Origin of the sequence: Curtobacterium sp. MR_MD2014 (assembly GCF_000772085.1) — a bacterium.
Lineage (GTDB): Bacteria > Actinomycetota > Actinomycetes > Actinomycetales > Microbacteriaceae > Curtobacterium.
Map to the genome: position 1 here is coordinate 1,921,582 of NZ_CP009755.1, position 19,568 is coordinate 1,941,149.

Sequence of the window (19,568 nt, forward strand, 5' to 3'; positions counted from 1 at the left end):
GACTCACGCAGGGCGGGCCCGGCCCGGCGTCAGACCGGCGCGGGCAGTCCGAGCAACAGCCGGATGTCGAGGTCGTCCTGCCGCATCTGGGCCGCGAGCTCGTCCATCGACGAGAACGCGACCATGCCGCGGACGAACGACACGAAGAGCACCGAGATGGTGTCCCCGTACAGGTCGATGTCGACGTCGAGCAGGTGCGCCTCGATCTGCTTCGCCGGGACACCCTGGAACGTCGGGTTGTTGCCGACGGACACCGCCGCCGGGTACACCGTGCCCTCGTGCAGCACGCGGGCCGCGTAGACGCCGTCCGCCGGGACGAAGCCCTCGCACGCAGGATCGAGGTTCGCCGTCGGGTACCCCATGGCCCGACCACGCTGGTTCCCGTGCACCACCGTGCTCCGGACCGCGTGCTCCCGCCCGAGCAGACGGGCAGCCTCGGCCACACGTCCGTCACCGAGCAGCTCGCGGATCCAGGTGGACGAGACGCGTCGCTCGTCGGCGGGGCGCACGTCGTCGCGCAGGTCGACGTCGTCGATGAGCTCGACGCGGAAGCCGTGCTGCTCCCCCAGTCGACGCAGGAGCGCGACGTCGCCGGCACCGCGGGCGCCGAACCGGAAGTCGCTGCCGACGAACACGAGCTCGGCGTGCAGGGTGCCGACGAGGATCTCGGAGACGAACGCCTCGGGTGCCTGCGACTGCAGGTCCTGGTCGAAGCGCAGCAGGAGCATGGCGTCGACCCCGATGCCCTCGAGGAGCTCGCGGCGCTGCGGGGTGCTCGTCAGCGCCGGCGGTACCCGGTCGGGGTCGATGACGCTGAGCGGGTGGCGGTCGAAGGTGACCACGGTGGACACCAGCCCGCGCTCACGGGCGGCGCGCTCGAGGTGCGCGATCACCGCCCGGTGTCCGACGTGGACGCCGTCGAACTTGCCGATGGTGACCGCACTCGGTCCGAAGCCCTGCGCCACGTCGGCGACGTCGTCGTAGTACTGCACGCCGATCCCTACTCGCCGACCGTCGCCGACGCGGCAGCGGGTCCGGCGACGGCGGTGCGGTGGTGCTTGCGGAGCCACCAGAGCCCCGCGATCGGGAGCACGAGCGGTGCGAAGAGGTAGCCGAGGCCGTAGTACGACCACACGGTGTCGTCCGGGAAGAGCTGACGGTCGAGGAGCGACAGGGTGCCGACGACCAGCACGCCGGCCATCTCGAACCCGATGGTCACGCAGGCGACGCGGTACCAGGCACGGCCGGGGGCGATGAGCGCGATCATCGCCACGATGTAGACGACGGCGGCGACGGCGCTCAGCGTGTAGGCGAACGGCGCGAAGGAGAACTTCTCGATGATCTGGACGACGCTGCGCCCGGTCGCCGCGAGGGCGAGGATGCCGTACACGGCGATGAGGACGCGGCCGATGCCGGTCGCGAGGGAGGATCTGTTCGCCACGGCGACGAGTCTACCGACGACGGGTGACGCGCGCGGACGAGCGGGCACCGGCGACGACGACGGGCTCAGTTCAGCGCGAACCAGATCTGGTACATGCGGTAGATCATCACCGCGACGGTGAACGCCCCGGCGCCGAGCACGACCGTGCTCCACTTCGTCCGGTCGATCAGGGCCCACAGGATCGCTGCCGGCGGCACGAGCAGCACCGACACGGCGTACACCCCGAACTCGAGCGCGTTGCCCTGCGGCGGACTGCCGACGGCGGGGAGGACGAGCGAGACCACGCCCTGCGCCAGGAGCAGCAGCTCGATGAGGGCGAGGGACCCGACGGTGTAGTCGTTGGGCTTCCAGCCGAGGAACCCGACGACCACGGCGAACAGCCCGGCGACCACGGCCACCGCCAGCTGCACCCACATGAACCACTCGATCACGCGCGCGCTCCGTCCGTCGTCGTCCCGACGGTCGCCGGGGCCGGGAAGTTGGTGATGACCCGCAACCGACCGCGCCGCACCGAGACGAGGCCGACCAGCCGGTCGTCGTCCTGCGCGACCGCAGCGACCGGTCCGTCGTGGTCGGGGTGCTCGACCGCGACCCGCTTGCCGTCCGTGAGGTCCTTCGCCGCGACCGCGTCGAGCGTGACGACGTCGAACAGTCGACGCGCGACGTCCGCCGGGCGTGCCAGGGCCGCCGCGACGTCGACTGATTCGTCCTCGAGGTCCACCGCGTCCGCGACGGCGAAGGGGCCGACGGCGGTGCGGCGGAGCGCCGTGAGGTGGGCGCCGGTGCCGAGGGCCGCCCCGACGTCACGCGCGAGCGCCCGGACGTAGGTGCCCGAGGAGCAGTCGACCACGACGTCGAGGTCCACGACGGGGACCGCTGCACCGTCGACGGTGACGGTGTGGTCGTCGCGGCCGGTGACCTCGAAGCGGGACACCGTGACGGTGCGGGAGCGCAGCACGACCTCCTCGCCCTTCCGGGCGAGGTCGTAGGCCCGTCGCCCGTCGACCTTGATCGCACTGACCGTCGAGGGCACCTGGTCGATCACCCCGCGCTGCGCTGCGACCGCACGCTCGATGGCGTCGTCGGACACGTCGGCGTCCGCGACCCCGACGGCTGACGTCGGCGTGCCGTCCGCGTCGTCCGAGTCCGTCCCGACGCCCAGTCGGATCGTCGCCGTGTAGGTCTTCCCGAGTCCGACCAGGTGCGTGAGGAGCCGGGTGGACGGTCCGGCGCCGAGCAGCAGCAGACCGGTCGCCATCGGGTCGAGGGTGCCCGCGTGGCCGATCTTCTTCAGGCCGAGGCGCCGACGTGCGATCGACACCACCCGGTGACTGGAGATGCCCTGCGGCTTGTCGACGAGGAGGATGCCGTCAGGCGGGGTAGCGAGCACCGGACGAGGGTACCAGCGACGTGCGTCAGCCCGACCTGCCCGGTGTGGTCAGCAGGCGTCGTTCCACTCGCGACGGGGGTGGTCCGGGTCCGTCACGTCGAGCACGGCCGAGGCGGCGATCTTGACGTCCGCGCGACGCTCGAGGCGGCCGTCCTCCTGCTCCACCCACAGCGACCAGCGCCAGAGCCCCCGCGGACCCGGTGCGAGCAGTCCCTGCCCGTGCACGACGAGCACGCCCTCCCCCGCCCCGGTCGTGCGGAACGGCGTCACGACGTCGGCGCGGAGGACGTCGAGGTCGGCGGACGGCGCAGCGGCAGCCATCGCGGACACCCCCTGCTGCTGGAAGGCCCCGACGAGCGCCGCGGCGACCCGTTCGAGGTCGGTGCCGTCCTGCCCGTCGATGCCGACGACGGTCCGGTTCGTCCCGACCTGCGCGATCACCTCGCTCGCGATCGCGGCCATCGTGTCGGTCTCCTGCGGTGCCCAGCGTGCCATGCACCCACCGTAGGCTGTCGTGGTGAACGCGAGCGGAGCCTCCCGACCGGCTGTGGAGAACCCGACGGACCGGAGCCGTCCCGACATCGCGTCCCCGCTGGTGGCCTGGTTCCGCGCCGAGGCCCGCGACCTGCCGTGGCGGCGGCCGGGGTTCCCCGCCTGGGGCACGCTGGTCAGCGAGATCATGCTGCAGCAGACGCAGGTCGCGCGGGTCGTCCCCCGTCTGGAGGCGTGGCTCACCCGGTGGCCGACGCCTGCGGACCTCGCGGCGTCACCCCCCGGCGACGCGGTCCGCGCGTGGGACCGGCTCGGCTACCCGAGACGGGCGCTCGCACTGCACGCGGCGGCGACCCTGATCGCCGAGCAGCACGACAACGTGGTCCCGCGCCACGTCGACGCGCTCCTCGCCCTGCCCGGCATCGGTGACTACACCGCCCGCGCCGTGGCGGTCTTCGCGTACGGCGACCGGCACCCCGTGGTCGACGTGAACGTCCGCCGTGTGCTCGCCCGTGCGGTCCTCGGTGAGGGCGAGCCCGGACCGGCGAACGCGAAGCGGGACCTGCCGCTCATGGACTCGGTGCTCCCCGAGGACCGCGACACCGCAGCGGCCACGAACGCCGCGGTGATGGAGCTCGGCGCGCTCGTCTGCACCGCCCGTTCCCCCGCGTGCGACGCGTGCCCGATCGCCGACCGGTGTGCCTGGCGGGCTGCCGGGTACCCGGAGCACGACGGGCCCCGGGCCGCGAAGCAGGCGCGCTTCGCCGGCAGCGACCGCCAGGTGCGTGGTCTGGTGATGGCCGAGCTGCGCGCGAGCGACGTGCCCGTCACGCGCGACGAGGTCGACCTGGTGTGGCCGGACGCCGAGCAGCGAGCCCGGGCGATCGCGTCCCTGCTGCGCGACGGACTCGTGGTCGGCGACGACGCGACCGGGTACCGCCTGCCCGACGCCTGACGGCCGCCCGCCCGCCGCCTCACGGCCCCGTCCGCCCCGTGGCCGCCCGTCGCACGACGACGGCCGCCGGACGGGGTGTCCGGCGGCCGTCGTGGTGCTGCGGCAGGTCAGGCGCGCTCGTCGCGCTCCTCGTCCTCGTCCTCGTCGTCGTGCTTGTACGGGTCAGCATCGCCGGCGTACTGTGCGCCGGCCGACGCGGCGCGTACCTGCGCGTCCCGCTGCTGCGCCTGGACGAGCAGGTCCTCCATGTGGGCCGACGTCTCCGGCAGCGCGTCCGCGATGAACTCCAGCGACGGGGTGAGCCGCGCCGTGATGTTCTTGCCGACCTCGCTGCGGAGCATCCCGGTCGCGGCCTTGAGCGCGGCGGCCGAGTCGGCACGCTCCTCGTCGGTGCCGTAGACCGTGTAGAACACCGACGCGTGCTGCAGGTCGCCCGTCACGCGGACGTCGGTGATCGTGACGAAGCCGAGGCGCGGGTCGCGCAGCCCCTTGTCGAGCCGCCGTGCGACGACTTCCTTGATGCGGTCCGCCATCTTGCGAGCGCGCTGCGGATCGGCCATGGGTGCCTCCTGGGGCAGGGAATCTACTGGTGGAACGGGACGGACCCCGCCCCTCCCGAGGGAGGAGCGGGGTCCAGGATAGCCAGGCGTCAGTCGCGCGGCTTCTCGACGAGCTCGGTGGTCTCGATCTCGTCGCCGATCTGGATGTCGTTGTACTTGCCCAGACCGATACCGGCCTCGAAGTCCGTGCGGACCTCGGTGACGTCGTCCTTGAAGCGACGCAGCGACTCGATGGCCAGGCCGTCGGCGAGCACCACACCGTCACGGATGACGCGCGCCTTGGCGTTGCGCGTGATCGTGCCGGAGCGGACGATGACACCGGCGATGTTGCCGAACTTCGAGGAGCGGAACACCTCGCGGATCTCGGCGACACCCGACTGGACCTCTTCGTACTCGGGCTTGAGCATGCCCTTGAGGGACTGCTCGATGTCCTCGAGTGCGTTGTAGATGACCGAGTAGAAGCGCACGTCGATGCCTTCGCGCGCCGCACGCTCGCGGGCCTTGACGTCCGGGCGGACGTTGAAGCCGACGACGATCGCGTTGTCGATCGTGGCCAGGTCGATGTCCGACTCCGTGATCGCACCCACACCGCGGTGCAGGATGCGGAGCTGGACGCTGTCGTCGACCTCGATGTCCAGGAGCGACTGCTCGAGTGCCTCGACGGCACCGGAGACGTCACCCTTGATGATGAGGTTGAGCGAGTCGACCTTGCCCTCCTCGAGAGCACGGGTGAAGTCCTCGAGCGAGATGCGCTTGCGGGCCTTGGCCAGCTGGGCGTTGCGCTCGGCCGCTTCACGCTTCTCGGCGATCTGGCGGGCCGTGCGGTCCTCCTCCGTGACCAGGAAGGTGTCACCGGCGCGCGGCACCGACGACAGACCCTGCACCTGGACCGGACGGCTCGGCGTCGCGGCCTTGACCGCCACACCGTTCTCGTCCGTCATGGCACGGACGCGACCGTAGGCCGTGCCCGCCACGATGGCGTCGCCGACGTGCAGCGTGCCGGACTGGATGAGCACCGTCGCGACGGAACCGCGACCCTTGTCGAGGCGGGCCTCGATCGCGACACCGCGGGCGTCCTTGTCGGGGTTCGCACGCAGGTCGAGACCGGCGTCCGCCGTGAGCAGCACCGCGTCGAGCAGGTCCTGGATGCCGACGTTGTTGCGCGCCGACACGTCGACGAACATGACGTCGCCGCCGTACTCCTCGGCCACCAGGTTGTACTCGGTGAGCTGCTGCCGGACCTTCGCCGGGTTCGCGCCCTCCTTGTCGATCTTGTTCACCGCGACCACGATCGGCACGTTGGCCGACTGCGCGTGGTTCAGCGCCTCGATCGTCTGGGGCATGATGCCGTCGTCCGCCGCGACCACGAGGATCGCGATGTCCGTCACCTGCGCACCACGGGCACGCATGGCGGTGAAGGCCTCGTGACCCGGGGTGTCGATGAACGTGATCGGACGCTCGATGCCCTCGTGCTCGGTGACGATCTGGTACGCACCGATGTGCTGCGTGATGCCGCCGGCCTCGCCCTCGACCACCTTCGAGTTGCGGATGGCGTCGAGGAGTCGGGTCTTGCCGTGGTCGACGTGACCCATGACGGTGACGACCGGGGGACGCTGCTGCAGGACGGAGTCGTCCTCGTCGGCGTACTCGGCGTCGATGTCGATGTCGAAGCCCTCGAGGAGCTCGCGGTCCTCGTCCTCCGGCGACACGATCTGGATCTTGTAGCCGAGCTCCTCGCCGAGGACCTCGAACGTGGCCTCGTCCAGCGACTCGGTCGCCGTGGCCATCTCACCGAGGTGGAACAGCACGGTCACCAGGTTGCCGGGCATGGCGTCGATCTTGTCCGCGAAGTCCGAGATGCTCGCACCGCGACGGAGTCGCACGACCGTGTTGCCGTCGCCACGAGGGACCTGCACACCGCCGAGCGACGGCGCCTGCCGCATCTCGTACTCGGCGCGCTTCGTCCGCTTCGACTTGCGGGCACGGCTCTTGCCGCCACCGCGACCGAACGCACCGGCGGTACCACCACCGGGGCCACGACCGCGGCCACCGCCGCCGGCGGGACGCGGACCGCTGAACGCCGGGCGCGGGAAGCCGCCACCGGCACCACCGGCACCACCCGGACGACCACCGGGGCCGCCACGACCGCCGCCCTGGCCCGGGCGCTGCCCGAAGCCGGGGGCACGGTTCGCCTGACCGGGGCCACCCGGACGCGGTGCGCCCGGACGGGGCACGCCGGGACGCGGCGGGGCCGGACGCGGGATGCCGTTGCCGCCACCGGCACCGCCGGCGGGACGCTGACCCATGCCCTGGTTGGACGAGTACGGGTTGTTGCCGGGGCGCGGCGGGCGCGAGCCCATGCCCTGGCTGGACGCGTAGGGGTTGTTGCCCGGGCGTGCGCCGGGCTTCGGGCCGCCGGGCTTGGGGCCGGCTGCGGAGCCGGGCTTCGGCGCGCCGCCCGGCTTGACGGCGTCGCTCTTCGGAGCGCTCGCGTCGTCGCCGGACTGCTCACCCGACGCTGCCTGCTCGGCAGCGGCGGCCTTCTCGGCAGCCGCGGCCTTCTGTGCAGCCTCGGCCTCGGCCTGGCGCTGCGCGACCGACTTCGGCGCGGCGGGCGTCGGGGTCTCGGCGACGGGCGCCTCGACCTCGGGCTCGGCCTTCGGCGCGGGAGCCGGACGCGCCGGACCCGGACGGGGACCGCCGGGCTTCGGGGCGCCGGACCGCGGGGCAGCGGCCTTCGCGGGAGCGCTCGGGCTCGCCGAGGCCGCGGGCTTCGACGCCGTCGAGGCGCCGTCCGCCTGCAGCGCAGCACGGAGCTTGCGCGCGACGGGGGGTTCCACACTGGAGCTCGGGCCCTTGACGAACTCGCCGAGTTCCTTGAGCTTCTCCATTGCGGTCTTGCTGTCGACACCGAGTTCGGATGCGATCTCGTGTACGCGTGGTTTTGCCACTGTTCTCCTTCACGGGTCCCACCCCGCGAAGGGGGCAGGACTCACTGGATGACGGGTCTCACTTCGAGCCGCTCATCAGTTGTCCATAAGCCGTTCAGCCTGTTCTGTCGTGTCCCGGTGACGCGCCTGCTCTTCGGCGCTGAGCGCCTCGAGGTAGTCACGTACCGCTGACGTGTCCGGTTCACGGTCGAGCCGGAGCGCGCGGCGGTATGCCCTGCGCTTGACGGCCTGATCGTGTGCTTCGACGGTCGGGGTGAGCCAGGCTCCCCGCCCCGGCATGACTGCCTTTGGGTCCGCCACGACGCGACCGTCGCTCAGGGCGACGACACGGAGGAGGGAGGACCGGGGAGCACGACGACGACTGCCGATGCATATTCTGACGGGAACCACCATACTCCTTGCCTCCGACCACCGCGATCCGGCGCGCCCGGACGGGCCACGCCACCAGCGAAACGGTGCCGGGCGACGAGCGTCGCCCGACACGGTCGTGTCCTACTCGTCGCCGTCCAGTATGGAGTCCGGCTGGATGTCGATGCGCGCACCGGTCAGCTTCGCGGCGAGACGGGCGTTCTGCCCTTCCTTCCCGATCGCGAGCGACAGCTGGTAGTCCGGCACCAGGGCACGGACCGCCTTCGTCGACGCGTCGAGCACGAACGCGCTCGTGACCTTCGCGGGCGACAGTGCGCTCGCGACGAACGAGGCCAGGTCGGACGAGTAGTCGACGATGTCGATCTTCTCCGCACCGAGCTCGGTCGTCACGGCGCGGACGCGCGCACCGAGCTCGCCGATGCAGGCGCCCTTCGCGTTGACGCCCGGCTCGTTCGCCTTCACCGCGAGCTTGGTGCGGTGCCCGGACTCACGCGCGATCGACGTGATCTCGACCACGCCCGACGCGATCTCGGGGACCTCGAGCGCGAAGAGCTTCCGGACCAGGCCCGGGTGGGTGCGCGAGACCGTGATCTGCGGGCCCTTGGCACCGCGGCCGACGCTCGTGACGTAGACGCGGATGCGGTTGCCGTGCTTGTACTCCTCGCCCGGCACCTGCTCCTCGGGCGGCAGGATCGCCTCGACCGTGCCGAGGTCGACGTGCACCATCTTCGGGTTCGGACCCTGCTGGATCACGCCCGCGACGATGTCGCCCTCCTTGCCACGGAACTGGCCGAGGATCTTGTCGTCGCCGATGTCGCGCAGACGCTGGTTGATGACCTGCTTCGCGGCGAAGGCGGCGATGCGGCCGAAGTCGCTCGGCTGGTCGACGGCCTCGCCGACGACGGTGCCGTCCTCGTCGCGCTCCGGCACGTAGACGGAGACCTCGCCGGACTTGCGGTCGAGCTCGACACGGGTCTGGGCGTCGACGGGCTCGTCGTTCTCCGCGCGGTGCTTCTGGTACGCCGTCAGGATGGCGGATTCGATGATGCGGACGAGTTCGTCGAACGGGATCTCCCGCTCGCGCTCCATGAGTCGCAGGACTGCGAGGTCGATCTTCACCGAGGTGCCTCCGTGTTCAGCTGAGTCGCTCCTGCGGGTGGAACTGCGCAGAAGTCGGCTACAAGCGTACCCCAGAACCACGAGACGGACCGGAGGCGCGGTGCCGGTCGACACCGCGCCTCCGGTCCGTGGAGGGGTTGCGATCAGATCGCGCGGACCGCCTCGAGCAGCTCGGCCACCGGGACGTCCCGACGCTCGCCCGAGCGGCGGTCCCAGAGCTCGACCACACCGTCGGCGGCGTTCCGCCCGGCGACGACGACGACGGGGACGCCGAGCAGCTCGGCGTCGCGGAGCTTCACGCCCGGGGACACCTTCGGACGGTCGTCGTACACGACGTCGTACCGCTCGCCCTCGAGGCTGTCGATGAGCGACACAGCGAGGTCGTACGCGACCTGGTCCTTGCCCGTCGCCACGACGTGGACGTCGAACGGCGCGACCTCCTTCGGCCAGGCCAGGCCCTTCTCGTCGTTGTGCGCCTCGGCCAGGATCGCCATGATGCGCGTCACGCCGATGCCGTACGACCCCATGGTGACCGTCGCGAGCTTGCCGTTCTCGTCCTGCACCTTGAGGTCGAGCGCCTCGGCGTACTTGCGGCCGAGCTGGAAGACGTGACCGATCTCCATGCCGCGGGCGGTCTCGAGCGGGCCGGAGCCGTCCGGAGCGGGGTCGCCCGCACGGACGTCGGACACCTCGGCGACGCCGTCCGCGGAGAAGTCGCGACCCATCACGAGGCCGGAGACGTGGACGCCGCGCTCGTTCGCGCCGGTGATCCAGCTCGTCCCCTCGACCACGCGCGGGTCGACGAGGTAGCGGATGCCCGACGGGCTCGCGGAGCCGAGCACCTGCGGGCCGATGTAGCCCTTCACGAAGACGCCCGGGTGCTTCCGGAAGTCGTCGTCGCCGGCGGCCTCGACCTCGGCCGGTGCGAAGGCGACCTCGGCGCGCTTCAGGTCGACCTCGCGGTCACCGGGCAGTCCGACCACGACGACCTCGCGGGTGCCGTCGAGGTGGGTCAGCGCCAGCACGACGTTCTTCAGCGTGTCAGCAGCGGTCCACGGTGCGCCGTCACGCGGGGCGACCTCGTTCGCGTGGGCGACGAGCGTGTCGATCGTCGGCGTGTCGGCAGCGGGCAGGAGCACGGGCTCGGGCTGCCCCGCGATCGGCAGGGCGTCGGGGACGGGCGTGTTGTACGCCTCGACGTTCGCCGCGTAGCCGCCGGCGCTGCGGACGAAGGTGTCCTCGCCGACGCCGATCGGGTGCAGGAACTCCTCGGACTTCGAGCCGCCCATCGCGCCGGCATCGGCCGCGACGATGACGTACTCGAGGCCCAGGCGGGCGAAGATCCTCTCGTAGGCGTCGCGCATCACCTGGTAGCTGCGGTCGAGCCCCTCGTCGGTGAGGTCGAACGAGTACGCGTCCTTCATCGTGAACTCGCGGCCGCGCAGCAGACCGGCGCGCGGGCGGGCCTCGTCGCGGTACTTGTCCTGGATCTGGAACAGCGTGACGGGCAGGTCCTTGTACGAGCCGTACAGGTCCTTCACGAGGAGCGCGAACATCTCCTCGTGCGTCGGTGCGAGCAGGTAGTCGGAGCCCTTGCGGTCCTGCAGGCGGAACATGCCGTCGCCGTACTCGGTCCAGCGGTCCGTCGCCTCGTAGGGCTCGCGGGGCAGCAGCGCCGGCAGCAGGACCTCCTGCGCACCGGCGGCCACCATCTCCTCGCGGATGATGTCCTCGATCTTGCGCCGCACCCGCAGGCCGAGCGGGAGCCACGCGAAGATGCCCGGGGACTGACGACGGACGTACCCGGCGCGGACGAGCAGCTTGTGGCTCGTCACCTCGGCGTCGGAGGGGTCGTCGCGGAGCGTGCGGAGGAAGAGATGGGAGAGCCGTGTGACCACGGACGCAAGCCTAGCGGCGCGCGTCCGACGACGGCGGCTCAGGTCGTCGTGACGACCTGCGGGGTCCCGGTGGCGGCGTCCGGACCCATCTCGTCGGCGATGCGGTTCGCCTCCGCGATCAGCGTCTGCACGATCTCCCGCTCCGGGACGGTCCTGACGACCTGCCCCTTCACGAAGATCTGTCCCTTGCCGTTGCCGGAGGCCACGCCGAGGTCCGCCTCGCGCGCCTCGCCCGGGCCGTTCACGACGCAGCCCATCACGGCGACGCGCAGGGGCACGGTCATGCCCTCGAGGCCCTTCGTCACGTCGTTGGCCAGCTGGTAGACGTCGACCTGTGCACGGCCGCAGCTCGGGCAGGAGACGATCTCGAGCTTGCGCTCACGCAGGTTGAGCGACTGCAGGATCTGCAGGCCGACCTTGACCTCCTGTGCAGGGGGCGCGGACAGCGAGACGCGGATGGTGTCGCCGATGCCCTCGGCGAGCAGGATGCCGAACGCGGTGGCGCTCTTGATCGTGCCCTGGAACTCCGGCCCGGCCTCGGTGACACCGAGGTGCAGCGGCCAGTCCCCCGCGGCGGCGAGCTGACGGTACGCCTTCACCATGACGATCGGGTCGTTGTGCTTGACCGAGATCTTGAAGTCGTGGAAGTCGTGCTCCTCGAAGAGCGATGCCTCCCACACGGCGGACTCGACGAGCGCCTCGGGCGTGGCCTTGCCGTACTTCTGCAGCAGGCTCGGTTCGAGCGACCCGGCGTTGACACCGATGCGCAGCGACACCCCGGCGTCCTTCGCGGCCCGGGCGATCGCACCGACCTGGTCGTCGAACTTCCGGATGTTGCCCGGGTTCACGCGGACGGCGGCGCACCCGGCGTCGATGGCCTGGAAGACGTACTTCGGCTGGAAGTGGATGTCGGCGATGACCGGGATCTGCGACTTCTTGGCGATGATCGGCAGTGCGTCGGCGTCGTCCTGGCTCGGGACGGCGACGCGGACGATGTCGCAGCCGGACGCCGTGAGCTCGGCGATCTGCTGCAGCGTCGCGTTGATGTTCGTCGTCGGCGTCGTCGTCATCGACTGCACGGAGACCGGGGCGTCACCGCCCACGAGGACCTTCCCCACCCGGATCTGCCGCGACTTCCGACGCGGGCTCAGGGTTTCGGGGACTTTCGGCAGACCGAGGTTCACTGCTGGCACGGGTGTGACTCTACGCGCTCCCGGTGACGTCACACCTGGTCGGTGACCAGGTCCGCCCCGCGGTCCACGACCGTGATGAGCGGCCCGTACAGCCGCATGAGCGCGAGGGCACGCTCGTGGTCCTCGTCGCTCGCGCCGGCGCACGCGTCGGCGACGACCGTGACGGTCGCTCCCGCGTCCGCCGCAGCCAGCGCGGTGGACACGACGCAGCAGTCGGTGGACACCCCGGTGAGCACGAGGTGCGGGTGCTCGCCGACGACGGCCCGGAGGCCCGCTCCCCACTTGCCGAACGTCGGCTCGGTGACGACGGGGTCGCCGTGGGCCGTCGCCGCAGCCGAGAAGGGGGCGGTCAGGTCGTACAGGGGGTCGGTGTCGGGCACGAGCGCGAACGACCACTCGCGGTAGTAGGGCACCCACGCGCCCTGCGGGCGCTCGGGCGCGACGAACCGGGTGAACACGGTGCGCCCGGCGAACCGCGGGAGCAGCCGTCGCGTCCCGGCAGCGGCGTCGTCGTACCGCGGTGTCGCCCACGGGCTGTCGCCGGCGAAGACCTCCTGCAGGTCGATCGCGACGAGCCAGGCGTCGGTCGGGACCGTGACGCTCATGCGTCGTGCTCCTGGCGGCGGATCGTCCCGCGCGCCGTGAGCAGCGTGCCGGCGAAGCCGATGACCAGGGCGACGAGGACCCCGAGGTTCGCGTACGCCCAGGCGCCCTCGCGGCCGCCGAGGCCGAACGGTCCCAGCAGGTACCCCTGCCAGTTGAGCCACGCGGGCACACCGTACGTGTTCGTGACGAGTCCCCAGCCGAGCACCGTCCCGAGCAGGACGAGCCCGATCGCGGCCCAGCGCACGTCCCCGTAGCGACCGCGCACGTCGTCGAGCTCGCCGTCGGCGTAGGCCCGACGCCGCAACACCACGTCGGCGACGAACACCCCGGCCCACGCGGCGATCGGGACGCCGAGCGTGACGAGGAACGCCTGGAACGGCGAGATGAAGTCCTTCGCGAAGAAGACGACGTACACGGCGCCGGCGACCATGAACACGCCGTCGACGCCCGCCGCGACCGGCCGCGGGATCCGCACGCCGGCGCTGAGCAGCGCCAGGCCCGACGAGTAGATGTCGAGCACGGCACCGCCGACGAGTCCGAGGATCGCCACGAGGGCGAACGGCACGAGGAACCAGACCGGCAGGATCGTCGTCAGCGCGCCGATCGGGTCCGCGCCGATCGCGGCGTTCAGGTCCTCCGACGAGCCGGCGAGCAGGACGCCGACGACGACGAGGACCGCGGGCGCCAGGGCGCCGCCGAACGTCGTCCACCAGACCACGCCGCCCGTCGAGGACGTCCGCGGGAGGTACCGCGAGTAGTCCGCCGCCGCGTTGACCCAGCCGAGGCCGAAGCCCGTCATCACGAGCACCAGCGCGCCGATGACGTTCTGCGCGCTGCCCGCCGGCAGGGCGCCGAGGGTGCCGAGGTCGATCGAGGGCACCGCGAGGACCACGTACACGACGGTGAGCACGGCGGTCACGACGGTGATGACGGTCTGCAGGCGCATGATCACGTCGAAGCCCGCGATCCCGGCCCCGACCACCAGGGCCGCGACGACGACGAGGGCGACGAGCTTCGTCACCACACCGTCGTCCCAGCCGAGCTCGCGGAACACCGTCGAGGTGGCGAGCACCGCGAGCGACGCCAGTGCGGTCTCCCACCCGACCGTCAGGACCCAGCTGAGGAACGACGGCAGCCGGTTCCCCCGCACGCCGAAGGCCGCGCGGCTCAGCACCATCGTCGGAGCCGACCCCCGCTTGCCCGCGATCGCCACGATGCCGCACAGCAGGAACGAGAAGGCCACCCCGACGACGGACACGATCGTGGCCTGCGCCAGGGAGATGCCGAAGCCGAGGACGAACGAACCGTAGCTCAGCCCGAGCACCGACACGTTGGCGGCGAACCACGGCCAGAACAGCCCGCGCGGGCGCCCCTTCCGGTCGGACTCGGCGATGACGTCGATGCCCTGGCGCTCGACGGCGCGGACCTCTGGCGCGGTGCTCATGCGCCGAGCGTAGTGGGCAGCGCGACCCGCGTGCGCGAGCGGCCGCGCTACCCGAACAGGTTCACGGGACGCACGATGTCGGCGTAGATGAGCAGCGCGCTCATCCCGGCCAGCAGCACCACGACGACCATCGTCAGCGGCATCGACTTCGCCAGGTCGATCGCGCCCGGGTCCGGCTTGCCGACGAGCAGGTACGCACGGCGCTTCACGGCCTCCCACAGCGCACCGGCGATGTGCCCGCCGTCGAGCGGCAGGAGCGGCACCATGTTCAGCACGAACAGGCCGATGTTGAGCGAGGCGAGCAGCCCGAGGATCGTGTACGCCTTGTCGACCACCGGCACGCCGCTCATCGACGAGACCTCGCCGATCGCCCGACCGACGCCGACGACCGACACCGGGCTGTCCTGCGTCCGCTCCTGCGCGCCGAAGGCCGCGTTCCAGACGGCGACCAGACGCTGCGGCAGGTCGATGATGAGGTGCGCCGACGCGGCGATCTGCGCCCCGGTCGCGGGCAGCACCGCCGCCGGCGACTGCCGGACCAGCGACTGCCCGATGCTGACACCGACCACGCCCACGCGCTGGGTCTTCGTCGAGCCGTCCGCGTTCTTCGCGACCGTGCCCTGCTCGGTGACGACGTCGCGGGTCGCGAGCTGCGGCGTGACCTCGAGCGTCCGCCGCTGGCCGTCACGCTCCACGACGACGCTGACGCTCTCCCCTGCCGACCGCTGGAACACCCGGGACACCTCGGCGATCGTCGGGTCCTGCTGCCCGTCCACCGCGAGCACGACGTCGCCGTCGCGGATGCCCGCCTGCTTCGCGGGCGATTCGGCATCCCCGGCGGTGCAGGTCGTCGCGCTGCTCGTCGGCAGCACGCAGTCGACGCTCGACGTGAAGGTGGTGGTCGGCGCGCCGAACCCGCACAGCAGCACGCCGAACAGCACGATGCCGATCACCAGGTTCATGGCGGGCCCCGCGACCATGACGATGATCCGCTTCCACGGCGTCAGCCGGTAGAACGCGCGGGAGTCGTCGCCGCCGGAGTCGGCGATCTGCTCCGCGCTGGCCTGGCGGGCGTCCTGCACGAACGCGCCGTACATGCCGGTGTTCGTGATCGCGTTCGGCCGGCCCGATGCACGCGGCTTGAGCATGCCGACCATGGAGATGTACCCGCCGAGCAGGATCGGTCGGATGCCGTACTCGGTCTCCCCCCGTCGGAAGGACCAGATCGCCTTGCCGAAGCCGAGGGAGTACTGCGTGACCTTCACCCCGAAGAGCTTCGCGAACGACAGGTGTCCGAGTTCGTGGAGTCCGATCGAGACCAGCAGGCCGACGATGAAGACGACCACGCCGAGGACGAAGAGGAGCACGGATTCGACGGTCACCGTCAGAGGGTACGGGACCCTTCCCATGACGGAGCCGAACGCGCCCTGAGAGGTCTGCCGTGCCTCCCGGCCGGCCTGGAGGCACGGATCACCGTGGGCGCACCCGTCGCGCGACCGCGCGGCGGGCTCGCGACGCCCGGGTGCGTCAGCGGGCCAGCAGGCGGTCCGCCGTCACGCGCGCCCAGCGCTCCGCCGCCAGGACGCCGTCGAGGGAGGACTCCCCCGCGGTGTGCTCGTCGACGACGCGACGGACGGTGTCGACGATGTCGAGGAAGCCGATCGCACCCGCGTGGAACGCGGCGACCGCCTGCTCGTTCGCCGCGTTGAAGACCGCCGGGAAGGTCCCACCCAGCACGCCCACGTGCTTGGCCAGGTCGACGGCGCCGAACGCCTCGGCGTCGAGCGGTTCGAACGTCCAGGTGCTCGCGGTCGTCCAGTCCAGCGGGACCCCGACGCCGGGCACCCGGTCCGGCCAGGCGAGGCCGAGCGCGATGGGCAGCCGCATGTCCGGCGGTGAGGCCTGGGCGATCGTCGACCCGTCGACGAACTCGACCATCGAGTGCACGATCGACTGGGCGTGCACGGTGACGTCGATGCGGTCGTAGGGCACGCCGAACAGCAGGTGCGCCTCGATGACCTCGAGCCCCTTGTTCACCAGCGTGGCGGAGTTCGTCGTCACCACCAGGCCCATGTCCCACGTCGGATGCGCGAGGGCCTCGGCCGGGGTGACGTCGCGCAGGCTCTCCCGTGAGCGTCCGCGGAACGGTCCGCCGCTGGCCGTGAGCACCAGGCGGCGGACCTCCGCGTCGGAACCGGAGCGCAGCGCCTGCGCGATCGCGGAGTGCTCGCTGTCGACGGGCACGATCTGCCCGGGACGGGCGGCGGCCTGCACGAGCGCACCGCCGACGATCAGGCTCTCCTTGTTCGCCAGGGCGAGCGTCGCACCGGACTCCAGCGCGGCGAGCGTCGGACCCAGGCCGACGGAACCCGTGATGCCGTTGAGCACGACGTCCGCCTCGACGCTCCGGACGAGGCGTTCGGCGTCGGCCGCGCCGAAGGCGGTGTCACGGACGTGGAACCGCTCGGCCTGTTCGGCGACGAGGGCACGGTTCGTGCCGGCGGTCAGGCCGACGACCTCGAAGCGGTCGGGGTTCCGGGCGACGACGTCGAGGGCCTGGGTGCCGATCGAGCCCGTGCTGCCGAGGACGACGATGCGACGCCTGGTCGGCACGGGTCAGCCCTTGGCGAGGACGTCGACGACGAAGACGAGGGAAGCGTCCTTCGGGATGCCCGAGCCCTCGGGCGGGTTCGAGCCGTAGGCGTCCTCGGGCGTGGTCACGATGAGGACCTGGGACCCGACCTTCTGCCCGACGAGCCCGGTGACGAAGCCCTTGATGAGCGAGCCCTCGGAGACGGTGAAGGTGGTCGGAGCACCCTTCGACCACGAGGAGTCGAACTCCTTGCCGTCCGCCAGGGTCACGCCCTTGTACTGCACGAGCGCGGTGTCACCGTTCTCGATCGTCGCGCCGTCGCCCTGCTTGAGGACCTCGACCTCGGTCTTCGACGGGGCCGTCGCACCGGACGGGATCGTGATCTCCGGCTCGCCGCTCGCCTTGTCCTCGACCGTGGGCAGCGACGGGTCCTGCGTCTGCGGCGTGCCCGTCGCCTTCGTCGGGGTCTGCGCGACGACGTCCGCCACGACGACGATCTCGCCGCCGGTGTTGAAGCCGAGCGCCGACGACTCACCGACCACCGCGACGCGGTCCCCGACCTTCGTGCAGGCGAGCAGCGCGCCGAAGCCGGTCCCGCCGACGGAGAGCACCTGCGGGTTCCCCTGGTCGAACCCGACCGCGCCGAGCTTCGAGGCGTCCGAGGCCTTGTAGACGGCGTACGACACCTGGGCGAACTCGCCGCTCTTGAGCGCCTTGCCCGAGCCCTGCACCACCGTGGTGGCCTGCGGGGTCTCCGCGCTGAGGCCCTTGTCGAAGGTGACCTTCGGCGCCTCCGACCCGGCGACCGCGCCGGTGACCGCGATGCGCTTCGACGCCGAGCCCGACTCCGGGCACGACGAGATGGGCGTCGCCGTGGCGCTGGCGGACGCGCTGGGCGAGGCCGAGGCGTCACCCGAGCCGTTCCCGGAGCAGGCGGCGAGTCCGAGCACGACGGCTGGGACGATGGCGATCGGGAGCAGGCGGAGACGCTTCACGAGGCCCTATCCTGCCGCACGCACCTTGGTGACGGGCGTGTGGTGGACGGGGAACGCCACCGAGCGCGCGATGAAGCACAGGCGGTTCGCCTCGGCGTGGGCGGCCTCGACGTCCGCGACGCGGTCGGCCTCGAGCACGGTGACGACAGGGTGGAGGGTGACCTCGGTGACCTCGCCGGTACCGTCGCGGTGCACGTCGAGCGAGGCCGTCGCCGTGTCCTCGTAGTCGACCACGGTGAAGCCCCGCTGCACGGCGACGTACAGGTAGCTCATCATGTGGCACTGGGCGAGGGCGCCGAGCAGCATCTCCTCGGGGTTCCACCGGTCGCGGTCGCCGCGGAACGCGGGGTCCGCCGAACCGGCGATGGCGTGCTTGCCCGGCGCCGTGACCTCGTGGTCGCGGCCGTAGTCGCGGTAGCCGCTCGTCCCGGTGCCGCGGTCACCCGTCCAGCGGACGGAGACCTCGTACGTGTGGTCGGTCACGGTGCGCTCCTTCGTGCGTGCTGCTGGGTGCTGGACGTGGCGCCTGCCGGCCCCTCGCTACGATGACGGCATGACGGTGAGCCACGACGTCCGCACAGACCGCCATCCTCTCACCGCCGAGGGCTCCGTCGAGCTCGCGGTGCTGGACCGGAACGGCTTCGACGAGAGCCGGCACGTCGGTGCCGGCGTCGTCGTCGCGGCCGACGGGACCGTGCTCGACGCCGTCGGCGACGTGACGGCGAGCGTGTACCCCCGCTCCACGATGAAGCCCTTCCAGGCCCTCGCCGTCCGTCGCGCCGGCGCGGTCTTCAGCGACGACGAGCTCGTGCTCACGACGGCGAGTCACGCCGGCACCGCTGCGCACCAGGCCCTCGCGCTGCACATGCTCGAGTCCTTCGACCACGTCGAGTCCGACCTGGGCTGCCCGCCCGACCTGCCGTTCGACCGAGCCACCGCCCGCACCATGGACGGCCCGCGGCGCCTGGCGATGAACTGCTCGGGCAAGCACGCCGGGATGCTCGCCGCGTGCCGGGTGAACGGCTGGGACGAGGCGACCTACCTCGACGTGGCGCACCCGCTGCAGCAGCGGGTCCGGGAGACCGTGGAGGAGTACACCGGCGAGACCGTCGACGTCGTCGGCACGGACGGCTGCGGCGCGCCCGTGTTCCCGCTCACCCTGCAGGGGCTCGCCCGTGGGTTCGCGGCTGTCGTCGCCCGTTCGGACTCGGACACCGCGGCACTCGTGGACGCGGTGCTCGACCACCCGTGGGCGATCGACGGTGTGGGCCGGGCGAACACGGTGACGATCGAACGACTCCGGGTGCTCGCGAAGTTCGGTGCCGAGGGCGTGATGGTGATGGGGCTCCCCGGTGGAGCGGCGGTCGCGGTCAAGACGCTCGACGGGTCGCAGCGTGCCGGGACGCTCGCGGCGCTCACGCTGCTCGAGCGGAACGGCATGGTGGACGCCGCGGGCGTCGCCGACGTGCTGGCCGCCACCGGCGAGCAGGTGCTCGGTGGCGGCGTGCCGGTCGGTGCCGTGCGCGCGGGGGCCGGACTGCGCTGACCGCCGGCTGCCCGAC

The 19,568-nt window shown here is 71.7% G+C and carries 19 protein-coding genes; 2 read left to right on the top strand and 17 right to left on the bottom strand.

Features of this window, described 5'->3' with window-relative positions; all coding sequences use genetic code 11:
- Positions 1–29: 29 nt before the first annotated feature.
- The 5 genes from NI26_RS08850 to NI26_RS08870 all read right to left on the bottom strand — a co-directional run bounded on the left by NI26_RS08850 (position 30) and on the right by NI26_RS08870 (position 3,326).
- Entirely contained in the window at positions 30–992 is a 963-nt protein-coding gene (locus tag NI26_RS08850) for a bifunctional riboflavin kinase/FAD synthetase (RefSeq protein WP_066654563.1), read from the bottom strand.
- Positions 993–1,000: 8 nt separating this feature from the next.
- A complete protein-coding gene (locus tag NI26_RS08855; RefSeq protein WP_066654565.1) occupies positions 1,001–1,441 on the bottom strand; it encodes a hypothetical protein in 441 nt (146 codons plus the stop codon).
- 65 nt (positions 1,442–1,506) lie between these two features.
- Complete coding sequence (locus NI26_RS08860) at positions 1,507–1,872, bottom strand: hypothetical protein (protein WP_066654569.1); 366 nt, start codon at positions 1,870–1,872, stop codon at positions 1,507–1,509.
- Positions 1,869–2,831, bottom strand: a complete 963-nt coding sequence (gene truB, locus NI26_RS08865) for a tRNA pseudouridine(55) synthase TruB (RefSeq protein ID WP_066654572.1) — start codon at positions 2,829–2,831, stop codon at positions 1,869–1,871. Before truB ends, NI26_RS08860 begins: the two co-directional genes overlap by 4 nt.
- Before the next feature lie 48 nt (positions 2,832–2,879).
- Complete coding sequence (locus tag NI26_RS08870; RefSeq protein WP_144411305.1) at positions 2,880–3,326, bottom strand: hypothetical protein; 447 nt, start codon at positions 3,324–3,326, stop codon at positions 2,880–2,882.
- A 52-nt stretch (positions 3,327–3,378) separates the two neighbouring features.
- Here NI26_RS08870 and NI26_RS08875 point away from each other — a divergent pair, with 52 nt between their 5' ends.
- Complete coding sequence (locus NI26_RS08875; RefSeq protein ID WP_066654576.1) at positions 3,379–4,278, top strand: A/G-specific adenine glycosylase; 900 nt, start codon at positions 3,379–3,381, stop codon at positions 4,276–4,278.
- Positions 4,279–4,385: 107 nt separating this feature from the next.
- Here the strand turns inward: NI26_RS08875 and rbfA are convergent, their stop codons facing one another.
- From rbfA to NI26_RS08930, 12 genes are all read right to left on the bottom strand, one after another.
- Positions 4,386–4,838, bottom strand: a complete 453-nt coding sequence (gene rbfA / locus NI26_RS08880; protein ID WP_066654578.1) for a 30S ribosome-binding factor RbfA — start codon at positions 4,836–4,838, stop codon at positions 4,386–4,388.
- A gap of 89 nt (positions 4,839–4,927) precedes the next feature.
- Positions 4,928–7,789: a translation initiation factor IF-2 gene (infB, locus tag NI26_RS08885; RefSeq protein ID WP_066654580.1), complete on the bottom strand. Its 2,862-nt coding sequence runs from the start codon at positions 7,787–7,789 to the stop codon at positions 4,928–4,930.
- A 75-nt stretch (positions 7,790–7,864) separates the two neighbouring features.
- Positions 7,865–8,182 carry a YlxR family protein gene (locus NI26_RS16185; RefSeq protein ID WP_081984890.1) on the bottom strand — a complete coding sequence of 106 codons (318 nt, stop codon included), beginning with the start codon at positions 8,180–8,182 and terminating at the stop codon, positions 7,865–7,867.
- Between the two features lie 99 nt (positions 8,183–8,281).
- Positions 8,282–9,277: a transcription termination factor NusA gene (gene nusA / locus NI26_RS08890; protein WP_066654582.1), complete on the bottom strand. Its 996-nt coding sequence runs from the start codon at positions 9,275–9,277 to the stop codon at positions 8,282–8,284.
- A 143-nt stretch (positions 9,278–9,420) separates the two neighbouring features.
- A complete protein-coding gene (locus NI26_RS08895; protein ID WP_066654584.1) occupies positions 9,421–11,175 on the bottom strand; it encodes a proline--tRNA ligase in 1,755 nt (584 codons plus the stop codon).
- Between the two features lie 38 nt (positions 11,176–11,213).
- Entirely contained in the window at positions 11,214–12,347 is a 1,134-nt protein-coding gene (gene ispG, locus NI26_RS08900; protein WP_066658317.1) for a flavodoxin-dependent (E)-4-hydroxy-3-methylbut-2-enyl-diphosphate synthase, read from the bottom strand.
- A 50-nt stretch (positions 12,348–12,397) separates the two neighbouring features.
- Positions 12,398–12,973 (bottom strand): cysteine hydrolase family protein, encoded by a 576-nt coding sequence (locus NI26_RS08905; protein WP_066654586.1) that lies wholly within the window; start codon positions 12,971–12,973, stop codon positions 12,398–12,400.
- Positions 12,970–14,418: a purine-cytosine permease family protein gene (locus NI26_RS08910; RefSeq protein ID WP_066654588.1), complete on the bottom strand. Its 1,449-nt coding sequence runs from the start codon at positions 14,416–14,418 to the stop codon at positions 12,970–12,972. The genes NI26_RS08905 and NI26_RS08910 overlap by 4 nt, the downstream gene beginning before the upstream one ends.
- A gap of 47 nt (positions 14,419–14,465) precedes the next feature.
- Positions 14,466–15,800, bottom strand: coding sequence for a M50 family metallopeptidase (locus NI26_RS08915; protein ID WP_235426336.1), 1,335 nt, complete (start codon positions 15,798–15,800; stop codon positions 14,466–14,468).
- Between the two features lie 145 nt (positions 15,801–15,945).
- Entirely contained in the window at positions 15,946–17,031 is a 1,086-nt protein-coding gene (gene dxr / locus NI26_RS08920) for a 1-deoxy-D-xylulose-5-phosphate reductoisomerase (protein ID WP_066654590.1), read from the bottom strand.
- Between the two features lie 3 nt (positions 17,032–17,034).
- Positions 17,035–18,006 (bottom strand): FKBP-type peptidyl-prolyl cis-trans isomerase, encoded by a 972-nt coding sequence (locus NI26_RS08925; RefSeq protein WP_066654591.1) that lies wholly within the window; start codon positions 18,004–18,006, stop codon positions 17,035–17,037.
- Positions 18,007–18,012: 6 nt separating this feature from the next.
- Positions 18,013–18,489, bottom strand: a complete 477-nt coding sequence (locus NI26_RS08930; RefSeq protein ID WP_066654593.1) for an OsmC family protein — start codon at positions 18,487–18,489, stop codon at positions 18,013–18,015.
- 70 nt (positions 18,490–18,559) lie between these two features.
- Here NI26_RS08930 and NI26_RS08935 point away from each other — a divergent pair, with 70 nt between their 5' ends.
- Positions 18,560–19,552, top strand: coding sequence for an asparaginase (locus tag NI26_RS08935; RefSeq protein WP_066654595.1), 993 nt, complete (start codon positions 18,560–18,562; stop codon positions 19,550–19,552).
- Positions 19,553–19,568 lie beyond the last annotated feature (16 nt).

Coding starts and splice junctions, on each gene's coding strand:
- NI26_RS08870 (WP_144411305.1), bottom strand. CDS start 3,326: ATGGCACGCTGGGCACCGCAGGAGACCGACACGATGGCCGCGATCGCG.
- rbfA (WP_066654578.1), bottom strand. CDS start 4,838: ATGGCCGATCCGCAGCGCGCTCGCAAGATGGCGGACCGCATCAAGGAA.
- NI26_RS16185 (WP_081984890.1), bottom strand. CDS start 8,182: ATGGTGGTTCCCGTCAGAATATGCATCGGCAGTCGTCGTCGTGCTCCC.
- NI26_RS08905 (WP_066654586.1), bottom strand. CDS start 12,973: ATGAGCGTCACGGTCCCGACCGACGCCTGGCTCGTCGCGATCGACCTG.
- NI26_RS08910 (WP_066654588.1), bottom strand. CDS start 14,418: ATGAGCACCGCGCCAGAGGTCCGCGCCGTCGAGCGCCAGGGCATCGAC.
- NI26_RS08935 (WP_066654595.1), top strand. CDS start 18,560: ATGACGGTGAGCCACGACGTCCGCACAGACCGCCATCCTCTCACCGCC.